Source organism: Saccharopolyspora phatthalungensis (assembly GCF_014203395.1).
In the GTDB taxonomy this organism is placed as follows: domain Bacteria; phylum Actinomycetota; class Actinomycetes; order Mycobacteriales; family Pseudonocardiaceae; genus Saccharopolyspora; species Saccharopolyspora phatthalungensis.
The window spans coordinates 1-24,051 of the sequence record NZ_JACHIW010000004.1 but is presented as its reverse complement, the minus strand read 5'-3'; the positions used below and the strand labels follow the sequence as shown (position 1 = coordinate 24,051).

Sequence of the window (24,051 nt, the reverse complement as noted above, 5' to 3'; positions counted from 1 at the left end):
GCAAACCACCCAATCAGCTCATGCACTCGGACTAGGCCGAAACGACCATCGCGCCGGTAGTATGAGCCAACCATGCGGCCGTGCTAAACCGAGCACCCCTCAGGTACAGCGATTATGCTCTTTTTTCCTTTAAAAACCCGGAAATTCGGGCAACCTGCCCGCCTCCCGCCCCCCGCGCGCCCCCGCATCGAACGAACGTCGGCCAAGTGGGACGCGAGCTGGCGCCGCTGAGATCGCCGGAGCTCTCTCTCGGCCGCACAAACTTTCAGTAACGGCAACGCAACACTGCGATCAACGACGACTTTCCCGAATGGCGCCGCGCGCGTGCCCTGCCGTACCTTCCGCTGACTCGCCGTGGATTATCGGCGATTCTGACCAAAGATCACCGCCGTCGGCGAATCAGTGACGATTCCGCTGCGGTGCTCGCCCTGGCGGTAGCGGGTTGCAGGCGCGGTTGCGTCCGACTCAGGTCCGTCTGGCTCGGGCGCGGTCGGCTCGGCTATGCCGAACTCGGCCGTATTGAACTCGGCTGCGTCGAACTCGGCTGGGTCGGACTACGCCGGCTCGGACTGGGCGTGCTCGGACGCGTTCGTATCGTGAGCGGTCGGCTCGGATGCGGTCGTCTCGAACGCCGTCGGCTCGATCCACACCTCAACCCGAGTCGGCCCGTCGGCGTGCACGAACTGCGGCGGCACACCCAGCCCGACATCACGAGGCCCGAACCGCGCACCCTCAGACACGTTCCACTGCGCCATCCGCAGCTTGTCCTCCAACTCATTCGCAATGTAAGCGAAGTCCTGCCCCGCCTGCGACCCCCCATCGCCATGCGAATCCAGATCACCATGCACCACAAACCGAACACGAGGCTGCTGACCAAGCCGCGTCGCCTCAAGAAGATTACTCACCAACGGATACACCGCATAACGCGCACGCATCCGCGACGGCAGATCATCACCAACAACGAAACTCGCATCCGCCGGAACATCAGCGACAGCAGCCTCACCACCGACCGGCTCGGACTCAGCTAGCTGAGATGCGGCTGCGTCGGACCCAGCCTGCTCGGCCCCGGACAAGGCTGACTCGGGCGCGGCTGGCTCGGCTCTGGCTGGCTCGGGCGCGGTCGGCTCGGCTGCGTCGGCCTGGGCGGGCTCGGACTGGGCTGGCTCGGACGCGTTCGTATCGTGAGCGGTTGGCTCGGATGCGGTCGTCTCGAACGCCGTCGGCTCGATCCACACCTCAACCCGAGTCGGCCCGTCGGCGTGCACGAACTGCGGCGGCACACCCAGCCCGACATCACGAGGCCCGAACCGCGCACCCTCAGACACGTTCCACTGCGCCATCCGCAGCTTGTCCTCCAACTCATTCGCAATGTAAGCGAAGTCCTGCCCCGCCTGCGACCCCCCATCGCCATGCGAATCCAGATCACCATGCACCACAAACCGAACACGAGGCTGCTGACCAAGCCGCGTCGCCTCAAGAAGATTACTCACCAACGGATACACCGCATAACGCGCACGCATCCGCGACGGCAGATCATCACCAACAACGAAACTCGCATCCGCCGGAACATCAGCGACCGCAGCCTCACCACCGACCGGCTCGGCCACGGCCGGCCCAGCCACAACGCGCTCGGACCCAGCTGGCCCAACCACATCCGGCCCAGCCGCAACTGGCTCGGTCGCGGCTAGCTGAGGTGCGGTTGGCTGAGGTGCGGTTGGCTGAGATGCGGCTGCCTCGGCCCCGGCCGGCTCGACTCCGGACACGGCCGGCTCCCGCGTGCCTGACTCAGCCCCCTCCGGCCCGGAGACAGCCGGCTCGGACACGACCGGACCGGGCGCGGTCGGCTCGGGCGCGGTTGACTCGGGCGCGGTTGACTCGGGCGCGGTCGGCTCGATCCACACCTCAACCCGAGTCGGTCCCTCCGCTTGCACGAACTGCGGCGGCACACCCAGCCCGACATCACCGGGCTCGAACCGTGCACCCTCGGGCAGGTTCCACTGGGCGATCCGCAGCTTGTTCTCCAGCTCATTCGCAATGTAGGCGAAGTCCTGGCCCGCCTGCGACCCCTCATCGCCATGCGTGTCCAGATCACCATGCACCACGGCACGAACACGAGGCCGCTGACCAAGCCGCGTCGCCTCAAGAAGGTTGTTGACCAACGGATACACCGCATAGCGGGCACGCATCCGCGACGGCATGTCACTACCGAGAACGATGGTCGCATCCGCCGGAACACCAACGTCAGCGGACTTGGGTGGTGCGGCCGGCTCAGTTGCGGCTGCCTCGATCCACACTTCAACGCGGGTCGGCCCCTCGGCATGGAGGAAACGCGGCGTCGCCCCGAGCCCGACGTCACCTGGCCCGAATCGCTCATCCGCTGGAACATTCCATTGCGCTATGCGGAGTTTGTTGCTGAGTTCATTGGCGATGTAGGAGAAGTCTTGTTTCGCTTGTGATTCCTCGTTGCCGTGGGTGTCGAGGTCACCGTGCACGACGTAGCGGACGCGGGGCTGCTGGCCCTGCTGCTTGGCGTCGAGGACTTTGCCGACCAGCGGATAGAGGGCGTAGCGTGCGCGCATTCTGGATGGCGCGTCGTCACTGACGGTGAGGCTTGCGTCGGCGGGGGCGCCGCCGAGCGCTGGTTCGGTGCGAGCGCGGGCGAGTTCGAGCTCATAGGTCTGTTTCGCCTGCCACCACGCCTGCTGCGCGGCCTGCTCCCGGGCCGCCGCCGCACGCCAGGCCTGGTTCGCTTCCTGGTTCCGCGCGGCCGCCGCACGCTGGTCCCGTGGTCTTCCTTCGTGGTTAGCCTGGTTTTCGGCTTGCGTGGTCTGGGCGAGGGCGGCGCGGGCGGCGCGCTCTGCGTCGATCGCGGCGGCCCACTCGGTGTCGCGCTCGGCGAAGTCCTTCGTGGCGGTCACCAGACCGGCGGGCAGCTCGCCACCGCGGTCGCCGCGACGGACCACATAACCGGCGTCGAACCCGGCGTCGACGACGGCCTTCTGCTTGCCGATGCTGTATCTGCCCGGACTGGCGACGATGCGGAACTCCGCCCGGTGCATCCAGGTGCTGATAACGCCCTGCGGGGCATCCGTGGACGAGCTGGGCAGTGCTTTGCCTCCGGCGTGGGTCTCGGCCCCGTGCTCGGCCTCGGATTCGTGCGCGCCCTGGGCGAACAGGGGAATGTTCCACGCGCCGGCCGACCCGAACTCCTCACGACCGTCCCGGTAGGTCTCATGGCCGGGCGGCTGCGAAACCCCACCGGCGATCACCGGCGCGGTGAAAACGGCATGCCCGTTACCCGAACCGACTTCCTCATCCTCGGTCCGTGGGCTGGCCGTGGACCCTTCCATGTTGATGCGCCCGCTGGTCGAGGTGAGCGTGCCCCGGTCGGGAAGCCGAAGGTGCACCGCCACATCCACCCCCAACCCAGGCGGCAGATCGACCAGCAGCGCCTGCGCCCCGGGGTCGGCCAGCCTGCCCAGCAACGCCTCCAACCGGTGCGGGGAAAACCACGCCCGCAACATGCGGCGCACATCCGCATTCACCGTGCCCCCGGCCGCGGTGATGGCCCGCTCGGACGCGTTGATCAGATCATCGACCCGGCCGGCGAACTCCACCGCCCGGAACTGCCCGGGACCGGGCAGCACCTCGGTGTTGTCGGTTTGCCAGTGCCACACCGCGTCAGCCGCAGCCTCCGACACCGGGCGCTCGGTGATCGTGGCCGTGCGGGGTCGCTCGGCGACCTCGGCCGGCAGCGTGTCCTCCACTGCCGTGCGCACCCCGACACTGCGCGCGTCGGGGGCCGCCGCGATCCGCTCCCCATGCCGCTCGATACGCACATCGAACAACACCTCGGCACGATGCGCGGCCAACGCACCCGACACCCGCTCGGCACTGGTGTAGTTCTCCGACGAGGAACGCATCCGGGTACGGACCTGCTTCAACCACTCCCCGACATGCACCAGCCCCATGCCCGTGTTGCTGTAGGACGGACCGTGCTGCGGGGCCGACTCGCCACCCGTGGGCTTTGGCCCGTGCACGTAGATCGTGGGGGCTGCGATGCTGAAGAATTCCATGAGGACCCGGCTGGCGTGGCGCATGGTGCTGGCCACCACCGTCGCCGAACTCGCCTTGGCCGCCTCCCCGTGCGTGACCCCCTCGGCCACCGGCTCCCCCAGCAGCTCGGCCCCCACGTGAAGCTCATAGGTCTGCCCGCTGAACCTGTCTTCCAACCGCAGCGGCGTGCTGACCCCACCGTTGCCGGCGTCGCCGAGTTTGGCCTGCACAGTGGACAGGAAACGCTCCACCTCACGGTAGTTGTCATGCACGTTCTGCCCCGCCGAACGCGGCAGCAACCGATCCGCCTGCTCCGCCCCCAGCCGCTGCGAAAGCTGTTGGTGCAGCACGGGAATCCGATCGGTCAGGTCCACCGTCTCGGTCACCCCACCGCTCCAGGACGGCACGCCCAGCTTGTGCCCGGCAGGCACCGGCTTCACATTCCCTTCGTCGCTGGGCAACGTGAACTCGTCCATCGACTGTGGACCGGCGTCGGGTGCTTGTTCGGTGTCGCGAGCGCGCTGGGCGTCCACTTCGGCCTGTTTGGTCCTGATCTCCTGTAGCTGCTCGTCGGTGACCAGGACCGTTCCGGCCCGGGGCAGCGTGAACCGCTCCGCCGACTGAGCGGCGGGTTTCGACCCGAACAACCCGAACCGGTCGAGGTTGCCCACCGTGCGGACCTCGGCGGCGACCGTGGCCTCCACGTCCACCTCCACCAGGTGCAACTGGCGCGGCGCACCGGTCACCGAGTTCGTCTGGCTGCTGGTGACCGCATGGCCCTGCTTGCGCGACGAACTGACCGCCCACGGCGTGAGCTCTTCCAAGACCAGTCCGCCCGGCTTGATGGTGTTCTCGCCCTGCTGTGTGGACATGTCGCTGAGGACGATCATCGCCGGTTCGAGGGAGTTGGTGAAGCTCACGGTCGTGGTGGTGCCGCTGTAGGTGGTGCCGCCCCCGGTTACCGACCGGGTCGGCTGCTGCCACACCTTGACCGGGTTCCCATCGGCGCCGATCACCGGCTCCGGATCCCGCAGCATCAACGAGTACTCCACCGCGCCATGCTGGTCCCGGCGACGCCGCGGCGACAACAACCCATCCAACCGGAACTTGCGGCTCAGACTGCGCGGATTTCCCCGCAGCGCACCCAACGACATACCCCGCTCCACCATGCGGCCGTTATCGCCCAACTCCCAACTGGAATGCCCCGAAAGCGCCCTGAGCTGGGCGAACGCCGAATCCCGCAGATGCTTCAACCCATGCAACGACACCACCGGCACCCCATCCAGCGCCCGCGACAACCCCGCCCGCAACGACCCATCGGTCGCCGCAACCTGCGAGCGCCCAACCGGCTCCACCGCCGAATTCTTCAACAACTCCAACTCGGTCTTGAGCTGATCGGCCTGCCACGCGGGCAACTCCACCACCACATCGGTCTCCACCACACCGGGCCGACGACCCTCCTCCTCGGCCGTGGCATCCACGATCGGCAGATCCCGCACCGCGGGGGTATGCACCCCCGGCTTGCCGACAGTCACCCCCTTGACCAAGGTGTTCCACTCCTGCCAATGCGACCCCGACGCGGTATAGCGCACCCGGTAAGCCAGCCGCTTGCGCGGCTCCTGCCCCACCGCACCCGCATCGGTCAGCTCGGTGCTGCGGGGGCCGCCGAGGGACACTTCGGTGTTCTCTCCGGTGGCCGAGGACTTGGTCCGGTTGAACGTGAGCTTGTGGTACGCGGTGAGGATCGAGGTGTTGCCCGCCAGCACCGAATACACCCGGGCCACCAGTCCTGTCCCGGCCGTCCAGGTCACCGCCCGGCTGTGCTGCACACTGTCGGACTCGGTGCTGGTCTGCGTGGCCGCCACCGACGCGGCCGGCCCCAGATCCTCGACCTCCAACACCTGCGCGGCCACCTTCAGCGAGGCGTGATAATCATGCCCCCGCCCATGCTCGACCAACTCCACCATCGTGGCCTGATCAGTGAACATCTCCTCGGCCACCCGCGACGAAGACAACCGCTCGTCCGAAGTCGCCGCGTCGATCTGCTCGCCCCGCGCCAACTGCCGGTCGGCCTTACCCGAGATGCCGCCGGCCAGCTTCGGATCACCGAAATCGGTCACCAGCGTGGCATCCCGCCACGCCCACCGATGATGCCCCGGAATTGTCCGCGCCGAATCGCGCAGAATCCGCGCCAGCTTCGCCCCCGCACCGCTGGAGGCCAACGCCGCCCCGGTGATCCCGGCAGCCCGGTGCGAATGCGGCTGGTTGTCGCCATCGACCAGACCAGCCCTGCCCGCCAACTCCGACGGGGTCCAGTGGGCGGCGTCGATGGCCTCGGGGAACGTGATCGGCGACCGGCCGGGCGCCCGGACCTGCAGATCGTAAACGGTGCGGTACCGCACCACCGTGGCCTTGCCCGCCGCGGCTTCACCGCTGCTCGAGGCTTGGGTGAACTGCTGGTCACGACTACGCCCCCCGCCGGCGGCGGCCCACGGGCCGGTCGCGACGGTCAGCACGCCAAAATCCATACCCGGGCCCAACGCCACCGACCCGTTGACGTCCCGGGACGCACCGAACTGACTCGTCGTCGTCGTGCCCTCCTTACCGGAGGCAACCAGCGACGCATTCTCGATCGTCTCCAGGTAGGCGACCTGCCGCGCCACCGCGCGCATCTGCACGCGGCGGGTGCGGCTTGGCAGCAACCGGGTCAGCGGATTACCCGAGGGCAACAACGCCTCCGAGGACACCCAACCCCGGCCTGCCGCTGCCTCCTGCGGGCTCACCGCCATCTTCGGCAAATGCTGCTCAATGCCCCGCTGGCTGATGAAGTTCCGCAGGGCCTCCCGCGCGTGGCTGCCCAGCGAACCGAACTGCGCGGCCACCTGGTCATAAATGCTCGGCGACCGACCGGGGTTGGTCTTGAGCCTGACGGGCTTGCCCTGGTAGTGACCGCGCACCGTGTCGCGGACACGCGCCCCCTCCAGCACCGACGAAGGCAACTCCGACGGCACCGGCACCGCGCGACCATGCTTCACCGGCCGCAACCCGGTGGGCACACTCAACTCGACGCCGACCGGGCCGGCGCCGGGATGATCATGCCCACCAATGATCTCGGTTGGACCGGTGCCGCGTCCTTGTCCGTCCACTTGGGACACTCGGAACGTCACCGGCACCTGCACCGCGGTCGCCCCGGCGTACTCGGTGTCGCCGCCGGGGGCCGGGCTCTCCGGCAGGGCGATGCTTACCGACTCGCGCAGCGTCTCGGCACGGTCCGTGCCCCGGCTCACCGCCGTCCCCGTCGGCACATCCACCAGCCCCAAGCCGAAGAGACCCGGCACCGCGGGAATGAAGAACACCTGCTGGAAATGCGGTTTGAAGCCCGACCGAGTCCCCGCCCCCGACGCGTAATCATGGGTCACGGTAGCCGAGGAGGCACCGCCCGGCCCCTCCACGGCGGCCCGTCCCGCCCAGTCGAACTCGGCCTGCACCCGGATCGTCCGATCACCGACCCGGAACTCCCGGCCATCCCCGAGCAAAGTGCCGACCTCGTTGCGCACCGCATGCTCCACCGCGTCCATGCCCTCGCCCTTGGGCACCAGGGCCTTGGCCGCCGCCACCACACGGTCCGCGCCCACCGTCGCGCTGACCTGCCGCGCCGGGCCCAACGACGCACTCCGCCGCAAATACCCCGGCAACCGCAACCGAGGCTTGGCAGCGATGCGGGGCTCACCGCCACCGGCCTTGCCCCCGACACCCACCGGTCCCGCGAACGCATCACCACGACCGTTGACGATGTCGCTCTCGGGCATGTCCGACTGCTCGGTCAGCGCGGTTGACGCCGCCGACTCCGACCACGGGGCCGACTCCGCCGAGTTCGCCGAGTCCGCCGAATCCACCGTGTCGGTCCGCTCGACGGTCTTAGTCCCTGCCGAGTCGGTCTGATTTATCGTGCTGCTGGGCCAAGACTGACGACGCCGCGACCCACTTTCTTCAGCGGTCGTGTGCCCGGCGTCCTCTGCCGGATCCTCCGCAATCGTGGACAACCGAGACGGCGCATTCTCCCGATCCCGGGAACCAGCACCGGTTGACCGATCCGACCCACTTTCTTCAGCGGTCGTGTGCCCGGCGTCCTCTGCCGGATCCTCCGCAATCGCGGACAACCGGGACGGCGCATTCGCGCGATCCCGGGAACCAGCACCGGTCGTCCGATCCGACCCACTTTCTTCGGTGGTCGTGTGCCCGGCGTCCTCTGCGGGATCCTCCGCAATCGTGGATAACCGGGACGGCGCATTCGCGCGATCCCGGGCATCAGCACCGTTTGACCGAGCAGCATCGCCCGCATCGGCCAACTGATAGAGCCGATCCAACAGCTCAAGCCGCTCCCGCTCCATCGCGTCATCAGAATCCAGGCTGCTGGTATCGCTCGCGGTCTCCAACGCCGACACCTCGCCGCCCGGCTCCGCCTCAACGCCCGGCCGCGGAAGGAACGCACCACCACCCGGCTCCGGACCCGCGCCACCACTCACGCTCACGCTCGCGGCCATGTACTGGTGCAGTCGCTGCAACAACATCTCGGCAGCCGCCCGATCGTCCGGAGCCCGCAACAATTGGTGCGCCATCACCAACCGGAACGGCTCCGGTGCCAGACGACCACCCAGCACCGCATCGGCAGCGGCGAACAACCCCGCCACCGCATCCGGCCCGTGCTGATTCATCACCCCCTGCAGCGCCGCATCAGCCTCGCCCATCAACGCATTCATCTCCCGCATCGCGGCATCACGCCGCGCCTGCCGCACCGTCCCCACCGCAGCCGCGGCATCCTGCGCCGCATTGCGCAGCGCCCCCACATCCATACCGCCCAACGTCGCCTGCTGCGCGATGTCCGACCACCACTCCACCCGCGCGCGCAATTCAGGTCCATACGAGGTCGAAGCATCAACCAACAACGGCCGCAACGAGTCCACCGACGCCGTCAACTCGGAAACCAACTGCGACCGCTCAGCCGCACCGGCCTCCGCCGACGGCCCACCGGCCTCCGGCACACCGGCAGCAGAACCCGTTGCCACGCCGGCTGAACCATCAACTTCCGCCCTGGCCTCACGAAGCCGCGCCAGGCCCCAGTCCCTGCCCTTGCCGAACTTCTTCCCCAACGCCGTACCGGTGATGGGCTCCCCCTCGGCAAGAGCGCGACGCGCCTCCGCACGCGCCCCCTCCCGCGCCTGATTCTCCGCTGGCCATTGGCTGACGCCGGTGACCCTGCCGACTTCAGCGGGCCGCTCCCGCCCCTGCTCAGACACATCCCCAGCAATGGCCGGCGCATCCGCTGACGGCCCACCCACCGCCGGCACACCAGCACCAGAACCCGATGCCTCGCCGGCTAAACCACCAACCTCGTTTCGGGCCTCATCAAGCCGCGCCATTCCCCAGAACCTGCCCTTGCCGAACTTATTCCCCAACGCGGTACCGTTGATGGGCTCCCTCTCGGCAAGAGCGCGACGCGCCTCCGCACGCGCCGCCTCCCGCATTTGCTCCTCTGTTGCCGACCGGGTCATACCAGTCTGAGCGGCAACCTCATCAATCCGCGCCCGCGCCCACCACGTACTCTTCTGGAACTTCTTCGCCAACGCCCTACGGCTGTAAGGCTTATTGTCGGCAAGAGCGCGACTCACCTCCGCACGCGCCGCCTCCTGCACCTGCTCCTCTGTTGCCGATTGGCTCGTACCGGTCTCACCGGCAACCTCCTCACGCGCCGCCTCGTGCACCTGCTCCTCTGTTGCCGATCGGCTTCTACCAGTCTCACCGGCAACCTCCTCAATCCGCGCCCGGCCCCAATCCTTGCCCTTGCCAAACTTCTGCCCCAGCGCCCTCACGGTGTAAGGCTCATTGTCCGCAATAGCGCGACGCGCCTCCGCACGCGCCGCCTCCCGCACCTGTTCCTCCGCTGCCATTCGGCTCGTACCAGTCTCATTGGCGACTTCATTAAGCCGCGCCCTGGCCCAAAAATCACTTCTGTTGAACTTGTTCCCCAACGCCTCGGCGGTGTAGGGCTGACCGTCGGCAAGAGCGCGACGCGCCTCCGCACGCGCGGCCTCACGCACCTGCTCCCTCGTTGCCTCCGAGGTTGCAGACGACTCACTGGAGACCTCATCGGACCGCGCCGGCGACGTCTCAGCAGCACCCGCAGCTACCGAATCATCCGTGCGAACTGCCGGGCCGGCGAACTCGTCGCCACCAGTCCCGAGGTCAAAAGCCGCATCCTGAGGCCCAGGCGCGGAATAAGACTGCACCTGATTGCGCACCTGCTCGACCAACGCCTGCGCATCATCCGCCCGCTTGCGCAGATTCGCCAGTCCCACACCATCAAACCCGCCCCGCCCCAACGCCTCCGACCACAGCTCAACGCGCTCCCGCAACCCAGGCATATAACCTTCGGGCCCGTCGGCCAACAGCCCTCGCAACGCATCCACCGACGCCGTCAAATCAGAAACCAAGCCCGATCGCTCAGCCGCCTCGCCAGCAACCGCCGGCGCATCCTCCGACACGACGACCGCCGGAGCATCCTCCGACGCCGCTCCATCACCGGGCTCAACCGCAGACGGCGAAACCGACGACTCGCCCTCCGTCGACGCATCAACCCCGGAGGCCGCCACATCGCGCGTTGAACCACCATCCTGAAGCGCGATCTCCCGAAGGCGGTCCCGACCCCACTGCCTGCTCCTGTTGAACTTCTCCCCCAACGTCCTGGCGTTGTAGGGCTGGCGCGCGTCACGAGCACGACGCGCCTCCGCACGCCCCGCCGCACGCTCCTGTTCCTCCACATCCGGCCACGTCACACCATCCGCTTCCTGGACCTCCCGAAGCCGCATCAGCCCCCACTGCCGGCTCTTGCCGAACATGTCGCCCAGCGTCGAACCGGTGTGGAACTCGTTGGCTTCGTGAGCACGACGCACCTCGGCTCGCGCCGCCTCCCGATCGCGTTCGTCCAAGTCCTGCCTGCGCGCACCGATCTCGTCAAGCCGATCCCGGCCCCACCTTTCGGCCTTTCCGAACTTCTCCGCCAACTCCGCACCGGTGTAGGGTTCGCCCGCTTCAAGAGCACGACGCGCCTCCGCCCGCGCCTCCGCCCGCAGGCGCTCCGCCGGGTTGCTCCTCCCGGCCGCGCCATCGGCCGCCGCGGAGGTTCCAGCGGCACTCTCGTCGACCGAATCCTCGGTAAGGGCTCGAGTAAGGCCATCGCCTTCACCGGCCGGAACCGTTGCGCCAGGACCATGATCGGTGTGCTCACCCGACACCGGCATCCCCGGCTGACCGTCGCCGGTGAACTCGTCCCACCCAGAACCCAATGACTGCTCGACGAGCATCGGGTCGAACGCCCACGACCCCATGCCATCACCAGACCCGGCCGCCAACGGCGCGGCCGACGACTCCCCCTCCATCGGCACATCGAACCCAGCGTCCAATGCATCGCGCGGTGCAGCACCACCCTCAAGCCCCGGCGCATCCTGCGACGCTACTGCTCCATCACCGGCATTCGCCCCCATCTCTCCCGCGTCCCACCCAGAACCCAATGACTGCTCGGCGAGCATCGAGTCAAACGCCCACGAACCCGCACCCTCACCAGGCCCGGACGCCAACGGCGCAGCCGACGGCTCACCCTCCATCAACACATCGAAGCCAGCGCCCAATACATCGCCTGGTGCAGCACCACCGTCAAGCAGCTCGATCTCCCGAAGCCGTTGCCGACCCCACTCCCTGCTCCTCCCGAACCTTTCGCCCAGCTGCGCAGCGGTGTAGGGCCTGCCGGCATCACGAGCACGACGCGCCTCCGCCCGCCCACTCGCCAACAAGCGCTGCGTCGATACATCGAAACTCGGCGCCGGCGCATCCTCCGACGCTACTGCTCCATCACCGGCATCCGCCCCCCTCTCTCCCGCGTCCCACCCAGAACCCAATGACTGCTCGACGAGCATCGGGTCAAACGCCCACGAACCCGCACCCTCACCAGACCCAGCCGCCAACGGCGCGGCCGACGACTCCCCCTCCATCGGCACATCGAACCCAGCGCCCACTACATCGCGCGGTGCAGCACCATCCTCAAGTACCCCAGCCTCCAGGAGGCGCAGCCGCCCCCACTCCTTGCTCTTCCCGAACTGCTCCCCCAACCTGACGGCGTTGTAGGGATTGCCAGCATCACGAGCACGACGCACCTCCTCCCGTGCCTCCGCCCGCAACCGCTCCTCCACCATCGCACGGTTCTCGCCAACCTCCCTGTTGACTTCCGCAAGCCGCGCCAAACCCCACTTGTAGCCCCTGTCGAACTTGCCCCCCAGCCGCCTTGCGGAGTACGGCTTACCGTCTGCAAGTGCACGACGCGCCTCCGCACGCGCCTCCTCCTTCGTCTTCGCCTCCTCCAGTTCCCGCCGCCGATGCGCCTCGTCGTCGGCCCGGATCTCATTTAGCCGCTCTCGGGCCCAGGTTGTGCTCATGTCGAACTTCGCCGCCAACTGCGCAGTGTCGTAGGGCTCGCCCGCGGCGCGCGCACGACGCGCCTCCTCCCGTGCCTCCGCCCGCAACCGCGCAGCCCTATTGCCCGCATCGGACGCCGGCGTCCCCGCAGCATTCGCGTCGGCCGAATCATCCGTAAGACCGTGGGTGAGGCCGCCGTCTTCACCGGCCGGAGGCGTTGCGCCAACACCGCGATCAGTGTCCTCAACAGACGTCGACGGTCCCGCCTCAGCCGGGCCCGCGTGCTGGCCGCCAGACGGCTCAAGGCCGAGATCGTTACCCGGCAAGAATCCCGGCATGAATTGAGGCTCGACCGCACTTGCCGACCAGTCCGCAAACTGCGGATCCAGGAGCCCCTCAGCCGCCAACGGATCAAACTCCAACGGCCCCGCGCCACTACCAGACGCGACACCCGACTGTGCGGCCGACGACTCGCCCTCCGCCGGCACAGCACCTCGGAATCCCGATGCCTCACCGGCTGAACCAGCATCGACCTCATGAATCCGCGCCAAGCCCCAGTCCTTGCCCTTTCCGAACCTCTCCCCCAACATCTCACCGGTAAGGCGCCGACCGGCGGCACGAGCACTACGCACCTCCTCCCGGGCCGCCTCGTGCTCCGATTCCCGCTCCTGCACATGCACGTCCGTCAGGGTGGTTCCACCCTCACCCCTGATTTCCGCAAGCCGCTGCCAGCCCCACACCACGCCTTTGCCGAACTTCCTGCCCAGCGTCGGACCGTCATAGGGCTTGTTTTCGGCACGAGCACGACGTGCCTCCGCACGCGCCTCTTCCCGCAGGCGCTGCTGCTCCTCCGCCTTTTGAGCCGACCGCGTCAAACCACCCTCGCGCGCGATCTGCGAAAGGATCCTCCGTCCCCACCTGGCGTCTTTGCCGAACCTCTGGCCCAGCGACGTACCGTTGTGCGGCTCACCCGCGTCACGAGCGCGACGCGCCTCCGCAAAAGCCGCTTCTTTCAGTTCCGTGCGGTTAGTCGGCACGGTCGTGGCATCGGGCCGCTCAGGACTGCGCGCGGCGCCGTCGCCGCTCGGATCCATTCCTCCGGCATCGCGCTCAGCCGCGTTCGCACCGAGAGTAGGCGACCCCACTTCTTCCGGACCCGGCTGCCCGTGACCCTCCATCGGACCGGGGCCGGCATCCGGCATCTCCACATCGTCCGGCAAGCCGCTATGCGTCCCTGGCGCACCCTGCGACGAATCCCCGGCCAGCCCAGCACCCTCAACACCACTCGCCGCCCAGTCATCAAGGCCCAAAGAACCAAACCCGGCCCCCAGCAAACCGTCCTCCGGCTCACCAAACCCAGTCCCCAGCAGACCATCCCCTGCCTCACCAAACCCAGTCCCCAGCAGACCATCCCCTGCCTCATCAAACCCAGCCCCCAGCAGACCATCCTCCGCCGCACCAAGCCCCTGGCCCAACCCGAACACATTCTCCATCGGGTCATCCCCGAAGGCCGATGCATCGCTGGTTTCACCATCATCCCCGGACCTGACCTCCGCCATACGCTCCCAACCCCACGCCTGGCTCTTCCCGAACCGCTCCCCCAACATCTGGCTGGTCAGGTGCTCACCCGCCGCACGAGCACGACGTGCCTCGGCACGCGCCGCCTCCCGATCCCGCTGTTCCAAATCCTGGTGACTCGCACCACCCTCATCCCGGATCTCCCGAAGCCGCTGCTGCCCCCACTCATTGCTCATCTGGAACTTCTGCCCCAACTCCCGACCGTTGAGGGGCCTTCCCGCGTCACGAGCACGGCGCGCCTCCGCACGCGCCGCCTCCCGTTTCGCCTCCTGGCTTTCGAAGGCCGACCCCGTGGTCACGCCATCGTCGGCTTCCTGAATCCGCTGCTGACCCCACGTCCTGCCCATGCCGAACATCTCACCCAAAGCCTTGGCCGTGTAGACCTTGCCCTCGGCACGAGCACGACGCACCTCTTCCCGTGCGGCCTCCCGTTTCTGCTGATCCCCCAACGTCGACGTATTCAATTCATTCGCGTGGCCCGTCTCCACAAGTACGTTCCGTGCCCACGTCTTGCCCTTGCCGTACATGTCGGCCAAACCGTCAACGGTGTACGGGTTGCCCTCGGCATGAGCACGCCGCACCTCCGCCCGCGCCGCCTCCCGCGCCCGCTCAGCCGCATCCGACCGGGTCACGCCTCCTTCTCTCTCGACTTCCGCCAGACGCAGCGTGCCCCACTTCGGTCCCTTGCCAAACTTTTCCCCCAACGCCTTCGCGGTGTAGGTCTCGCCCTGGGCAAAAGCGCGACGCACCTCCGCCCGCGCCTCTTCCCGCTGCTGCTCATCCAAATCCTGCCTCCGCAAGCCACCCTCATGCCTGATTTCCCCAAGCCGCGTCGAAGCCCACACTTCGCTCCGGCCGAATTTCCTCGCCAACTCCGTAGCGTTGTAGGGCCTACCCGCGTCACGAGCACGTCGCGCCTCGGCACGCCCTCTTTCCCGCTCCTGCTCCGCCAAGTCCGCCCGACTCGCACCGTCCTCATTGCTGATTTCCCGGAGCCGCGCCCAACCCCATTGTTTGCTCTTTCCGAACTTGTCCCCCAACGACTCACCGGTGTGGGGCGTACCGGCATCACGAGCGCGACGTGCTTCCTGTCGCGCCTCGTCCCGCTGCATCTCAACCGCCAGCGACCCCGTTTCCTGAACATCTCCGATCTCTCGAAGCCGCGAAATACCCCATTCTTTGCTCTTTCCGTACCTGTCCGCCAATGCCGCGCCGCTGAAGGGCCTACCCTCATCACGCGCACGTCGCGCCTCCGCACGCGCTCTTTCCCGAGTTTGTTCCTCCAGATCCGTTTGGCTCCCAATACCACCCTCACGCCTGATCTCCGCAAGCCGCGACCGGCCCCACTTCTCGCTCCTGCCGAACTTTTTCGCCAGTTCCGCACCGGACTGGTAGGGCGTACCCGCGTCACGAGCACGACGCGCTTCCGCACGCGCCGCCTCTTGCACCTGCTCGGCGTTCTGGTCGCCCTGCGAGGGCCCCGGCTGTGGCGGCTCCGCACGCCTCATTTCCCGCCGCTGCGCCGCCACGTCCTCTTGGCTTACACCGATCTCATGCCTGACCTCCGCAAGGCGCGTCCGGCCCCACTTTTCGCTCTTGCCGAACTTCTTCGCCAATTCCGCACCGCTGTAGGGCTCACCCGCGCCAAAAGCACGACGCGCTTCCGCACGCGCCTCCTCTCGCACCTGCTCACCTTCGTGGTCGATCACCGAGCGCCCCGGGCCCGCGGGCCTGCGGGAAGCACCTTCATCGACCCCATCGTCGGCGCGCCGCCGCTTGCGACCACCGCGGCCACCAACCGAAACCGGTGCCCCAGCAGCAGGAGCATTGTCCGCACCAGACACCGGCATCGCCGACGCACCCGCGCCCGAAGGCTCGCCGCCAACCAAGTCCGGACCGGCATCCTGGGTCGCCCCTGGCACGAATGGGGACCCGCCCTGCGAAGTCACCGCACCCGGGGCCGAAGGCTCGTCGTCACCCAAGTCGAGAGCGGCACCCTGATCCGCCTCTGACACCGAACCCGACTCGCCCTCCGGAGTCAATGCTCCTTCAACCGTCATCTCCGCCGCAGGCATCTGCGCGTCGGCCCACTCCCGCAGAGCGCTCTCCGGATCGAACGACCAGGTGGCCAGATCGGCCGCCAGTTCCGCCGACTCCGGGTCGAATCCCCACGTCATCGGAATATCCGGCGACCCTGCGGTCCGATCGCCGGCCTGACCGCCGTCCCCGAAGTCCTCGAACCCCGGCAGATCCGCCAACGGATCCGGCCCCGCTCCGGCACGGATCCCCATTCCCGTCCCCCGGGTACGAAGCCTGTCCGCCAATCCGCGGGAAAACCGCACGGCGTCGTTACGGCCGAACTCGCCGACCCTGGCCGCGACCAAAGCCACCACATCATCGAGCGACATACCCGCATTCCCCCGCGCCAGCGCCACCACATCATGCGTGCCCTGCACGATCCGCTCCGCCACATCACGCGGCCAATCCGTCAAATGAGCCCACTCAACCTCCCGACTCAGGTCCGCGTCCGTCCACTCCCCCACTTCGCTCGGTGCTGATTGATCGTCGGCCCGGCTCCGGTCCGCCCCGGATGCAGTCGAGTCACCAGCACCCCTGTCGGTCGCAGCCGTGTCAGTCTCAGCCGTGTCAGTCTCAGCCGTATCGCGCGCGGTGGAACCATCCTCGGCTCCGACCGATGCTGTCTCCGCGCCTCCGGTCTCGGCCGGCCCCGGAACCACAGTCTCGGCCACGCCACCAGGAACAGCCGTCGACGAACTCGCCAAAGCATCCAGCCCGTCACGCCCCTCACCCGTCTCCTGCGGCACGCGAATCGGACCCGGACCACCCACCGGCCGAGGACGCGACCCATCCGGAGCAAACCGCATCCACCGCGGACCACGCCGACCACGCCCCGGCATCAACGCAACAACATCACGACCCAACCCCCGCGCCACCTCCGACGCCTGACCCGACGACACCACACCAGAACCCGACCCCTCCCCCGACACCAACACCACCGGACCCCCACCGGAATCACCCACATGACCACGCACAAACTCCGCAACCCCACCACCCGAAACCACATCCACCGGCACCGACACCCGCACCGCACCCACAGGCAACCCCACCGGGCCCACACCCGACACACCACCACCCGAAGACACAACACCAGACAACCCCGGCACCACCGACGAACCCGACACCACCGACGACCCCGACACCACCGACGACACCGGCGACTGCGGCCCACGATCACTTACGTTGGCCACACCCGCATTCCCCGCAACCGAACCCGCACCAGAACCCGCACCCGCATGAACGCCTGGAACAGCCGCTCCACCCCACGCCGAGTTCTGTCCCGGCGACGCGGTTCCGCTCTCGGTACCCGGAACCGCTCCCTCCGCCGGGGATGTCGTCCCCGGCGCCGCGCCGTGAGAGGACACGCCGGGCGAATCCGTGGCGCCCGCCAACGGCGTTTCGGAGTGGGACGTGTGGGGCGTGGCGCCCACAGCTGGCGCACTGTCCGCCGAAGCAGCCGGACTGTCCACACCAGACGGTGTGTTGCCCGCTGCCGGTGCACTGTCAGCCGCAGCATCCGGTCTGTCCACACCAGACGGAGTAATGCCCGTGTGGTGTGCCTGCGGTGAAGCGGACGGGGGACCCCCTGCCATCACACCACCATCAGAGACCGGCCCGCCGTGGTTGAGCGAACCCGATTCCGGCACCGGCGCCGAATTCCCCACCGGCACACCGTCGGCACCAGACGAACCAATACCAGCCTGATCGCCACCAGCAACAGGGCCAAATACCGGTGGCGCACCGGCACGCGAACCACCCGCCGTCACACCACCATCAGAAACCGACGAACCACCCCGGTAGCCACCAAGACCGTCCACATGAGACGAACCGGCTGCGGCGTGACCATCACCGGTACGCGGGCCCCCTGCCGTCACACCACCATCGGAGACCGACGAACCACCCTGGTTGGGCGAACCCGATCCCGGCACCGGCACCGAGTGCCCCGCCAAATCACCGGGACCGTCCACACCGGACGAACCAGGGGCGGCGTGGCCGGCACCAGCAGGCGGGCTATAGGCGGGAGGCGGAGTAGCGGGACGGCCACCCCCCATCCCGGTCGCACCCTCGGAACCCGGCGACTCGCCGTGAACCGGGCCATGCCCCAAAGGCGGGCTATACGCGGGCGGCGGAGCGGTGGCAGTGCCACCATCCACCCCGGTCATACCCTCGGAACCCGGCGACTCACCGTGAACCGGGCCATGCCCCAAAGGCGGGCTGTACGGCGGCGGCGCACCCAGGCTGTCCTGGCCCGCTAGCGCACCCGGCGCCGTGCCACCACCCTCATGCGGCGACACCGACCCGGTGTTCCCCGGCGTGCCCGACACACCGGTCTGGGAGTCCTGGCCCACAGGGGCACCGGTCCCCAGACCCCCTTGCCCGCCACCGGGTGTGGTCATTCCACCACCAGTCGTCGCCGCGCCACCACCAGGCGCGGCACCGCCACCAGGCACGGCCCCGCTAGCAGGCACGGCCCCGCTAGCAGACGGGGCTCCGGTGACGGGTGGGGTCACCCTCGTGTCCGGTACCCGGGGGTCATGAACGGGGCGACCCTCCGACGACGTACCCGAGGACGGGAACACACCAGCCCCGTCTTGCCCGGCCACCGTGCCGTTTCCGCCTTGCGATGCGCCAGAACCACCACCAAGCGGAGCCGGACCCACTGCCGGACCCACTGCCGGACCCGCTGCCGGAACCGAGCCGGCCGACTGGAAGCCCGACGTCAGCGCAACGCCCGACCCCATCGAATCCGGTGCCGAACCCGCACCCGGGTCACTGGCCGGTGTTCCGGAGCCGGGCACCGACACCCCGGAATCCACATTGGGCAGACCGTTCGAAGATCCGGGCCGTTCGCTGCCGGTGTCCGGAGAGCCAGACGTTTCGCCGGTCTGCGACTCAGACTCCGGCTTCACCTCCTCAACCGAGTCAGCATTCGAGTCGGTACCGGCGGAATCCTCGTTCGCGCCCTCCCGAGCCCGACCCGCCGGAGTCAACTCACCCCGCACCGCCAACCCCGCCAGATTCCCCACACCCGAACCCAACGACTCCGACAACCCCGCAGTAAACGAAAACGGATTCCACTGCACCCCCTGACCACTAATCGCCCCATACCCCGCCTCACCCAACATCTCCGTCAAACCCTCCTCAATCGACTCCCCCAACCCCCCACCAAACCGCGCCGCCCACATCCCCCGCACCGACATCCCCGTGTAATCCTCCAGGTTTTTAGAGACCACATCAGCAAACTTCGCCATCGACCCCACCGGAAACTGCTCCGCATTCTCCTCCACCACATTCCGCACCGCCGCCTCCAACACCTCCTTATCGATCTTGTCCCCCAACCCCTGCACCAACACCCTCGTCACCGCATTCCCCACCACATTCCCCAACGCCGACAACGGCAACGTCAACAACCCACTAAACGACCCCACCCCCACCGCCATCAACGACGTCTGCGCATCCCACTTATCCCGCGTCCCCAACGCAAACTGCAACCCCTGCGCACCCGCATCCATCAACACCTGCAACCCAACACCCACCACCTGACCCATCGCCAAATGCATAAACAACTGACCCCACCACCGCGACAACAAAAACCGCATCACCGCAAACCGCGCCGCCAACCACGCCATACTCCCCCCCGCCGTCGGCCCCGCCATCGCCACCGCCCACGCAATCTCCGCCAACAACAACACCAACCCACCCACCGTCACAAACTTCAAATACTGCACCTGCAACGCCAAATTCCGCACAAACCCCGCCAACTCCCGCAACCCCGCACCCCCCGCATCCAGCGCCGGACCAAACGCCTCCAACCGCTCCGCGAACCGATCCGCCGCCTTCCCCGAAAACTCCCCCCGCACCCGACCCACCACCTCCCGCACCACCGGACCCAACACCTCCACCACCGCCGCATCCGACTCCAACCGCTCCGCCACCGCAAACAACGCATCCTCATCCGCATCCGTCATGTCCTCACCGGTCAACACCTGAAAAAGCCGCCTCACCCCCTCCGGCACCATCAAGGACATGCAAAATCACCCATTCAGCTCACACTCGGACTAGGCCGAAACGACCATCGTGCCGGTAGTATGAGCCAGCCAAGCCCCTGCGCTAAACCGTTCCCCCGGACACGTGCAGCGATTATGCGTCTTCGGCCATAAAAAACCAGGAAATTCGGGCAATGGCGGCCCAGTTCCGGCCCGCCGTCGTACCGATTCAGACAGCCCCGTTACCGCCCCGCAACTTATTACCGCCCCGCAACGCTGGCAAGATCACGAACCGACTCCGCATCTCTCGCATCAGCTTGCGTCTAGGCATAGACCTTGCCGAGGCGGCCAAATCCTATCTCAACCCCCGCGACCCTCGGCAACCAGACCACGACAACCGGCGACCAACGGGCGCCCGGTCATGACCCACTCACCGCAGGCAGCGGCCCCTGCCACCGCACCCATGCCCGCGAACACCCGGGCATGGGGAAAATCGGGCAACTCCCCGGTCAGTTTTCGGCAGCGCCGTTAGGCCAAGACAAACGGCGTCGGGCCGCCCTGGCGCCGTCGCGGACGCCACTTTCGGACCCTTGACCGGTGGTTTCAATGGAAAGCGGCACGCTGGTTTCCCTTGACATCGCCGGTGCTCCCGCCTCATTCCTGATCTCCCGATTCCGCTGCCGAGCCCATTTCATGCTTCTTCCGAACTTCTTCGCCAACGCCTCAGCGGCGTAGGGGTGGCCCGCGTCGCGGGCACGGCGCGCCTCCACCCGCGCCTCCTCCCGCAACTGCGCCCCCATGTCGCGCCGGCTCAGACCACCCTCGGCCTTGATCTCGGCCAGTCGCGACCGCCCCCAGTCCCTGCTCCGTCCGAACTTTTCCGCCAAGCCCACAGCGGTGTAGGGCCTGCCCTCGTCGCGGGCACGACGCGCCTCCGCCCACGCCTCCTCCCACTGACGCCCTTGCCCCTGCGAAGCCGCCGAGGTCGTATCGTCCCCACCTCTGATCTCCCGAAGCCGCATACACCCCCATTCAGCGGTCTTGCCGAACGTCGCCGCCAGCGACGCGCCGGAGGGGGGCTTGCCCTCGGCAAGCGCACTACGCGCCGCCAGACGCGCCTGCTCCCGCACCTGCTCTTCCCAAGCCAACCGGCTCGTACCATCCGCTACCTGGATTTCCCGAAGTCGCGCCTGACCCCAATCCTCGCCCCTCCCGAACCTTGCCCCCAGCTCTATAGCCGAAATCGGCTTGCCCTCGGCAAGCGCACTACGCGCCGCCAGACGCGCCTGCTCCCGCATCTGCTCCTGCTGCTGCTCCGCCGTGGTCTGCCAGCGCACACCACCCTCAGCCCTGAGTTCCGCAAGCCGCGCCCGACCCCACCTATCGCTGAACCCGAACTTCTCCCCCAACGCCGCGCCGGTATAGGCCTGACCCGCATCATGAGCCCGACGCGCCTCCTGCCGCGCCTTCTCTTTCACCTGCTGACCATCATCAAATCGCTGGGCCCGGCCACCGGGCCCCGGATGCCTCCCCGCGACGCCTGCACTGATCGATTCGCTTTCTCCGGCACCACGACCGGACGCGTCCTCATCGGCGTTCGACAGCCCCACGTCATCCGGACTCGGGACTCCGGCACCCGCTCCAGCAGCTTGCACGTGCACACCTACGTCCGGCATCCGCTCCGGCAGCCCCGAAACATCGACCACCCCATCGCTGCGCAGCCGCTCCACCAACGCCCTGGCATCACTCACCCGCTTCCGCAACGCCGGCAGATCCACACCATCGAGCCCGTGCCGACCCAGCGTCGCCCACCAATGCTCGACCCGCCCCCGCAATCGAGGCAAATAATCGTCCGGCGCACGAACCAAAGACCGTCGCAACGAAGCGACCAAATCCCCCAGCTCGGCAATCAATTGCGCCCGCTCACCCCCATCAACGCCCCCCGCCGACGCGATCTCGGACGACCCCACGCCCGCCGGATCACCAGCACCCCGTCCCGCTCCCCACGGCCGCCCCTCGGCTGCCGACTCAAAGCGCATACCATCGGCATCGACACTGCACGGAGGCTCCGGAAGAGTAGGCAGATCCGCCTGCGGAACCGACTGCGTCCACGCCATCCCGGCAGCCAGCCAAGGATTCAGCTGCGACCGGTCAGCCGCCGCCACGTCCGCCGACGGGGCATCCGGCCTCGGCGCACCGCCCGCAGAACCCGATGCATCGTCGGCTGGACGACCGCCCTCATACCTGATCTCCCGAAGCCGCCGCTGACCCCATTCTTCGCTCCGCTGGAACTGCTCCCCCAACACCACAGCGGTGTAGGGCTTACCCGCGTCACGAGCACGACGCGCCTCCACCCGCGCCGCCTCCCGCACCTGCTCCTCCAGAACCTGCCGGGTCACACTGCCCTCGTCTTTGATTTCCGCAAGCCGTTGCCGACCCCACTCCTTGCCCCTTCCGAACTTCGCCCCCAACATTGCAGCGGTGTAGAGGTCGCCCGCATCACGAGCACGACGCGCCTCCGCACGCGCCTCCGCACGCAACTGTCCGTCCGCTTCCTGCCAGCTCAGACCACTGTCGACTTCCGCAAGCCGTTGCCGACCCCACCCTGCGCTCTTTCCGTACTTCTCCCCCAACGCCGTGCCGTTGTAGGGCTTACCCGCGTCACGAGCACGACGCGCCTGCACCCGCGCCGCCTCCCGCGCCCGCGCTTCCACATCCTGCCGGCTCAACCCATCGTCATCGTCGGCTTCCGCAAGCCGTAGCCGACCCCACCCTTCGCTCTTTCCGAATTGGTTCGCCAGCCCGGCAGCGGTGTAGGGCCCGCCCGCGTGGCGTGCACGCCGGGCCTCCGCACGCGCCGCCTCGCGCACCTGCTCGTCCATTGCCGACGGATTCACGCCAAGCTCGCTGCGGACCTCCGCCAGCCGCGCCGAAGCCCACCTCGGGCCCCTTCCGAACTTGTCCGCCAACCTCCTGGCGCTATAGGGCGTGCCGGTGACGAGAGCACGACGCGCCTCCGCACGCGCCGCGTCCCGTTCCCGCTCGGCCGACTCCGCCTGGCTCGGACCAACCTCTCTATTGACTTCGGCAGGCCGTAGCGGCTCGCCCGCGTCAGGGGCATGACGCGCCTCCGCACGCCCCGCCTCCGGCAGCCGCTCCGCCAATGCCGACCGCCGCACACGGTCCGCACTTTCTACCTCCGCAAGGCGCGTCGAGCCCCAAGACTTGCCCTTTCCGAACTTGTCCGCCAACGACTTGCCGGAGTGGGGCTCACCGGCATCACGAGCACGACGTGCTTCCGCCCGCGCCGCCTCCCGCAGATTCTCGCCGTCCTCCAATCCCGACTTGCCCGTGCCATCCTCTCTTCGGATCTCCGCAAGCCGTAGCCGACCCCACTCCTTGCCCTTACCGAACTTCCCGCCCAACGCCGCGCTGCTGTAGGGCTTACCCGCGTCACGGGCACGACGCGCCTCCGCCCGCGCCGCCTCATTGGCACTTCCCAGCCTTCTGGCCGCCTCCGCCGCCACGTGAGCGGGCCCCACCGGCCGACGCTGGGCACCCTCATCAACCGAATCATCCGCACGACCCCGCTTACGACTGCCGCGTTCACCAGCCGCCGGTCCCTCGCCACGATCACCCGCATCCACACCAAAAACCGACGCCCCGACACCTGGACCACCACCAACGCCACGCCCCTGCACACCGAACACCGACGCCCCACCACCCGAACCCACACCATCAACCGAACCACCACCAACACCACCCGCCGCCGCGACCAAACCCTCCCGGCGCAACCGCGCCACCAACGCCCACGCATCACCCACCCGCTTCCGCAACGCCACCACATCCACACCATCAAACCCACCCCGAGCCAACGTCTGCGACC

At 67.9% G+C, this 24,051-nt stretch carries 2 protein-coding genes; both read right to left on the bottom strand.

Annotation, left to right across the window (positions count from 1 at the left end):
* Positions 1 to 554 precede the first annotated feature (554 nt).
* On the bottom strand, positions 555 to 20,207 hold the full coding sequence (locus tag BJ970_RS36400; RefSeq protein WP_184733073.1) for a hypothetical protein: 19,653 nt from the start codon (positions 20,205 to 20,207) through the stop codon (positions 555 to 557).
* A 467-nt stretch (positions 20,208 to 20,674) separates the two neighbouring features.
* On the bottom strand, positions 20,675 to 24,051 hold a 3,377-nt coding region (locus tag BJ970_RS36395), incomplete at its 5' end, for a hypothetical protein (RefSeq protein ID WP_184733071.1).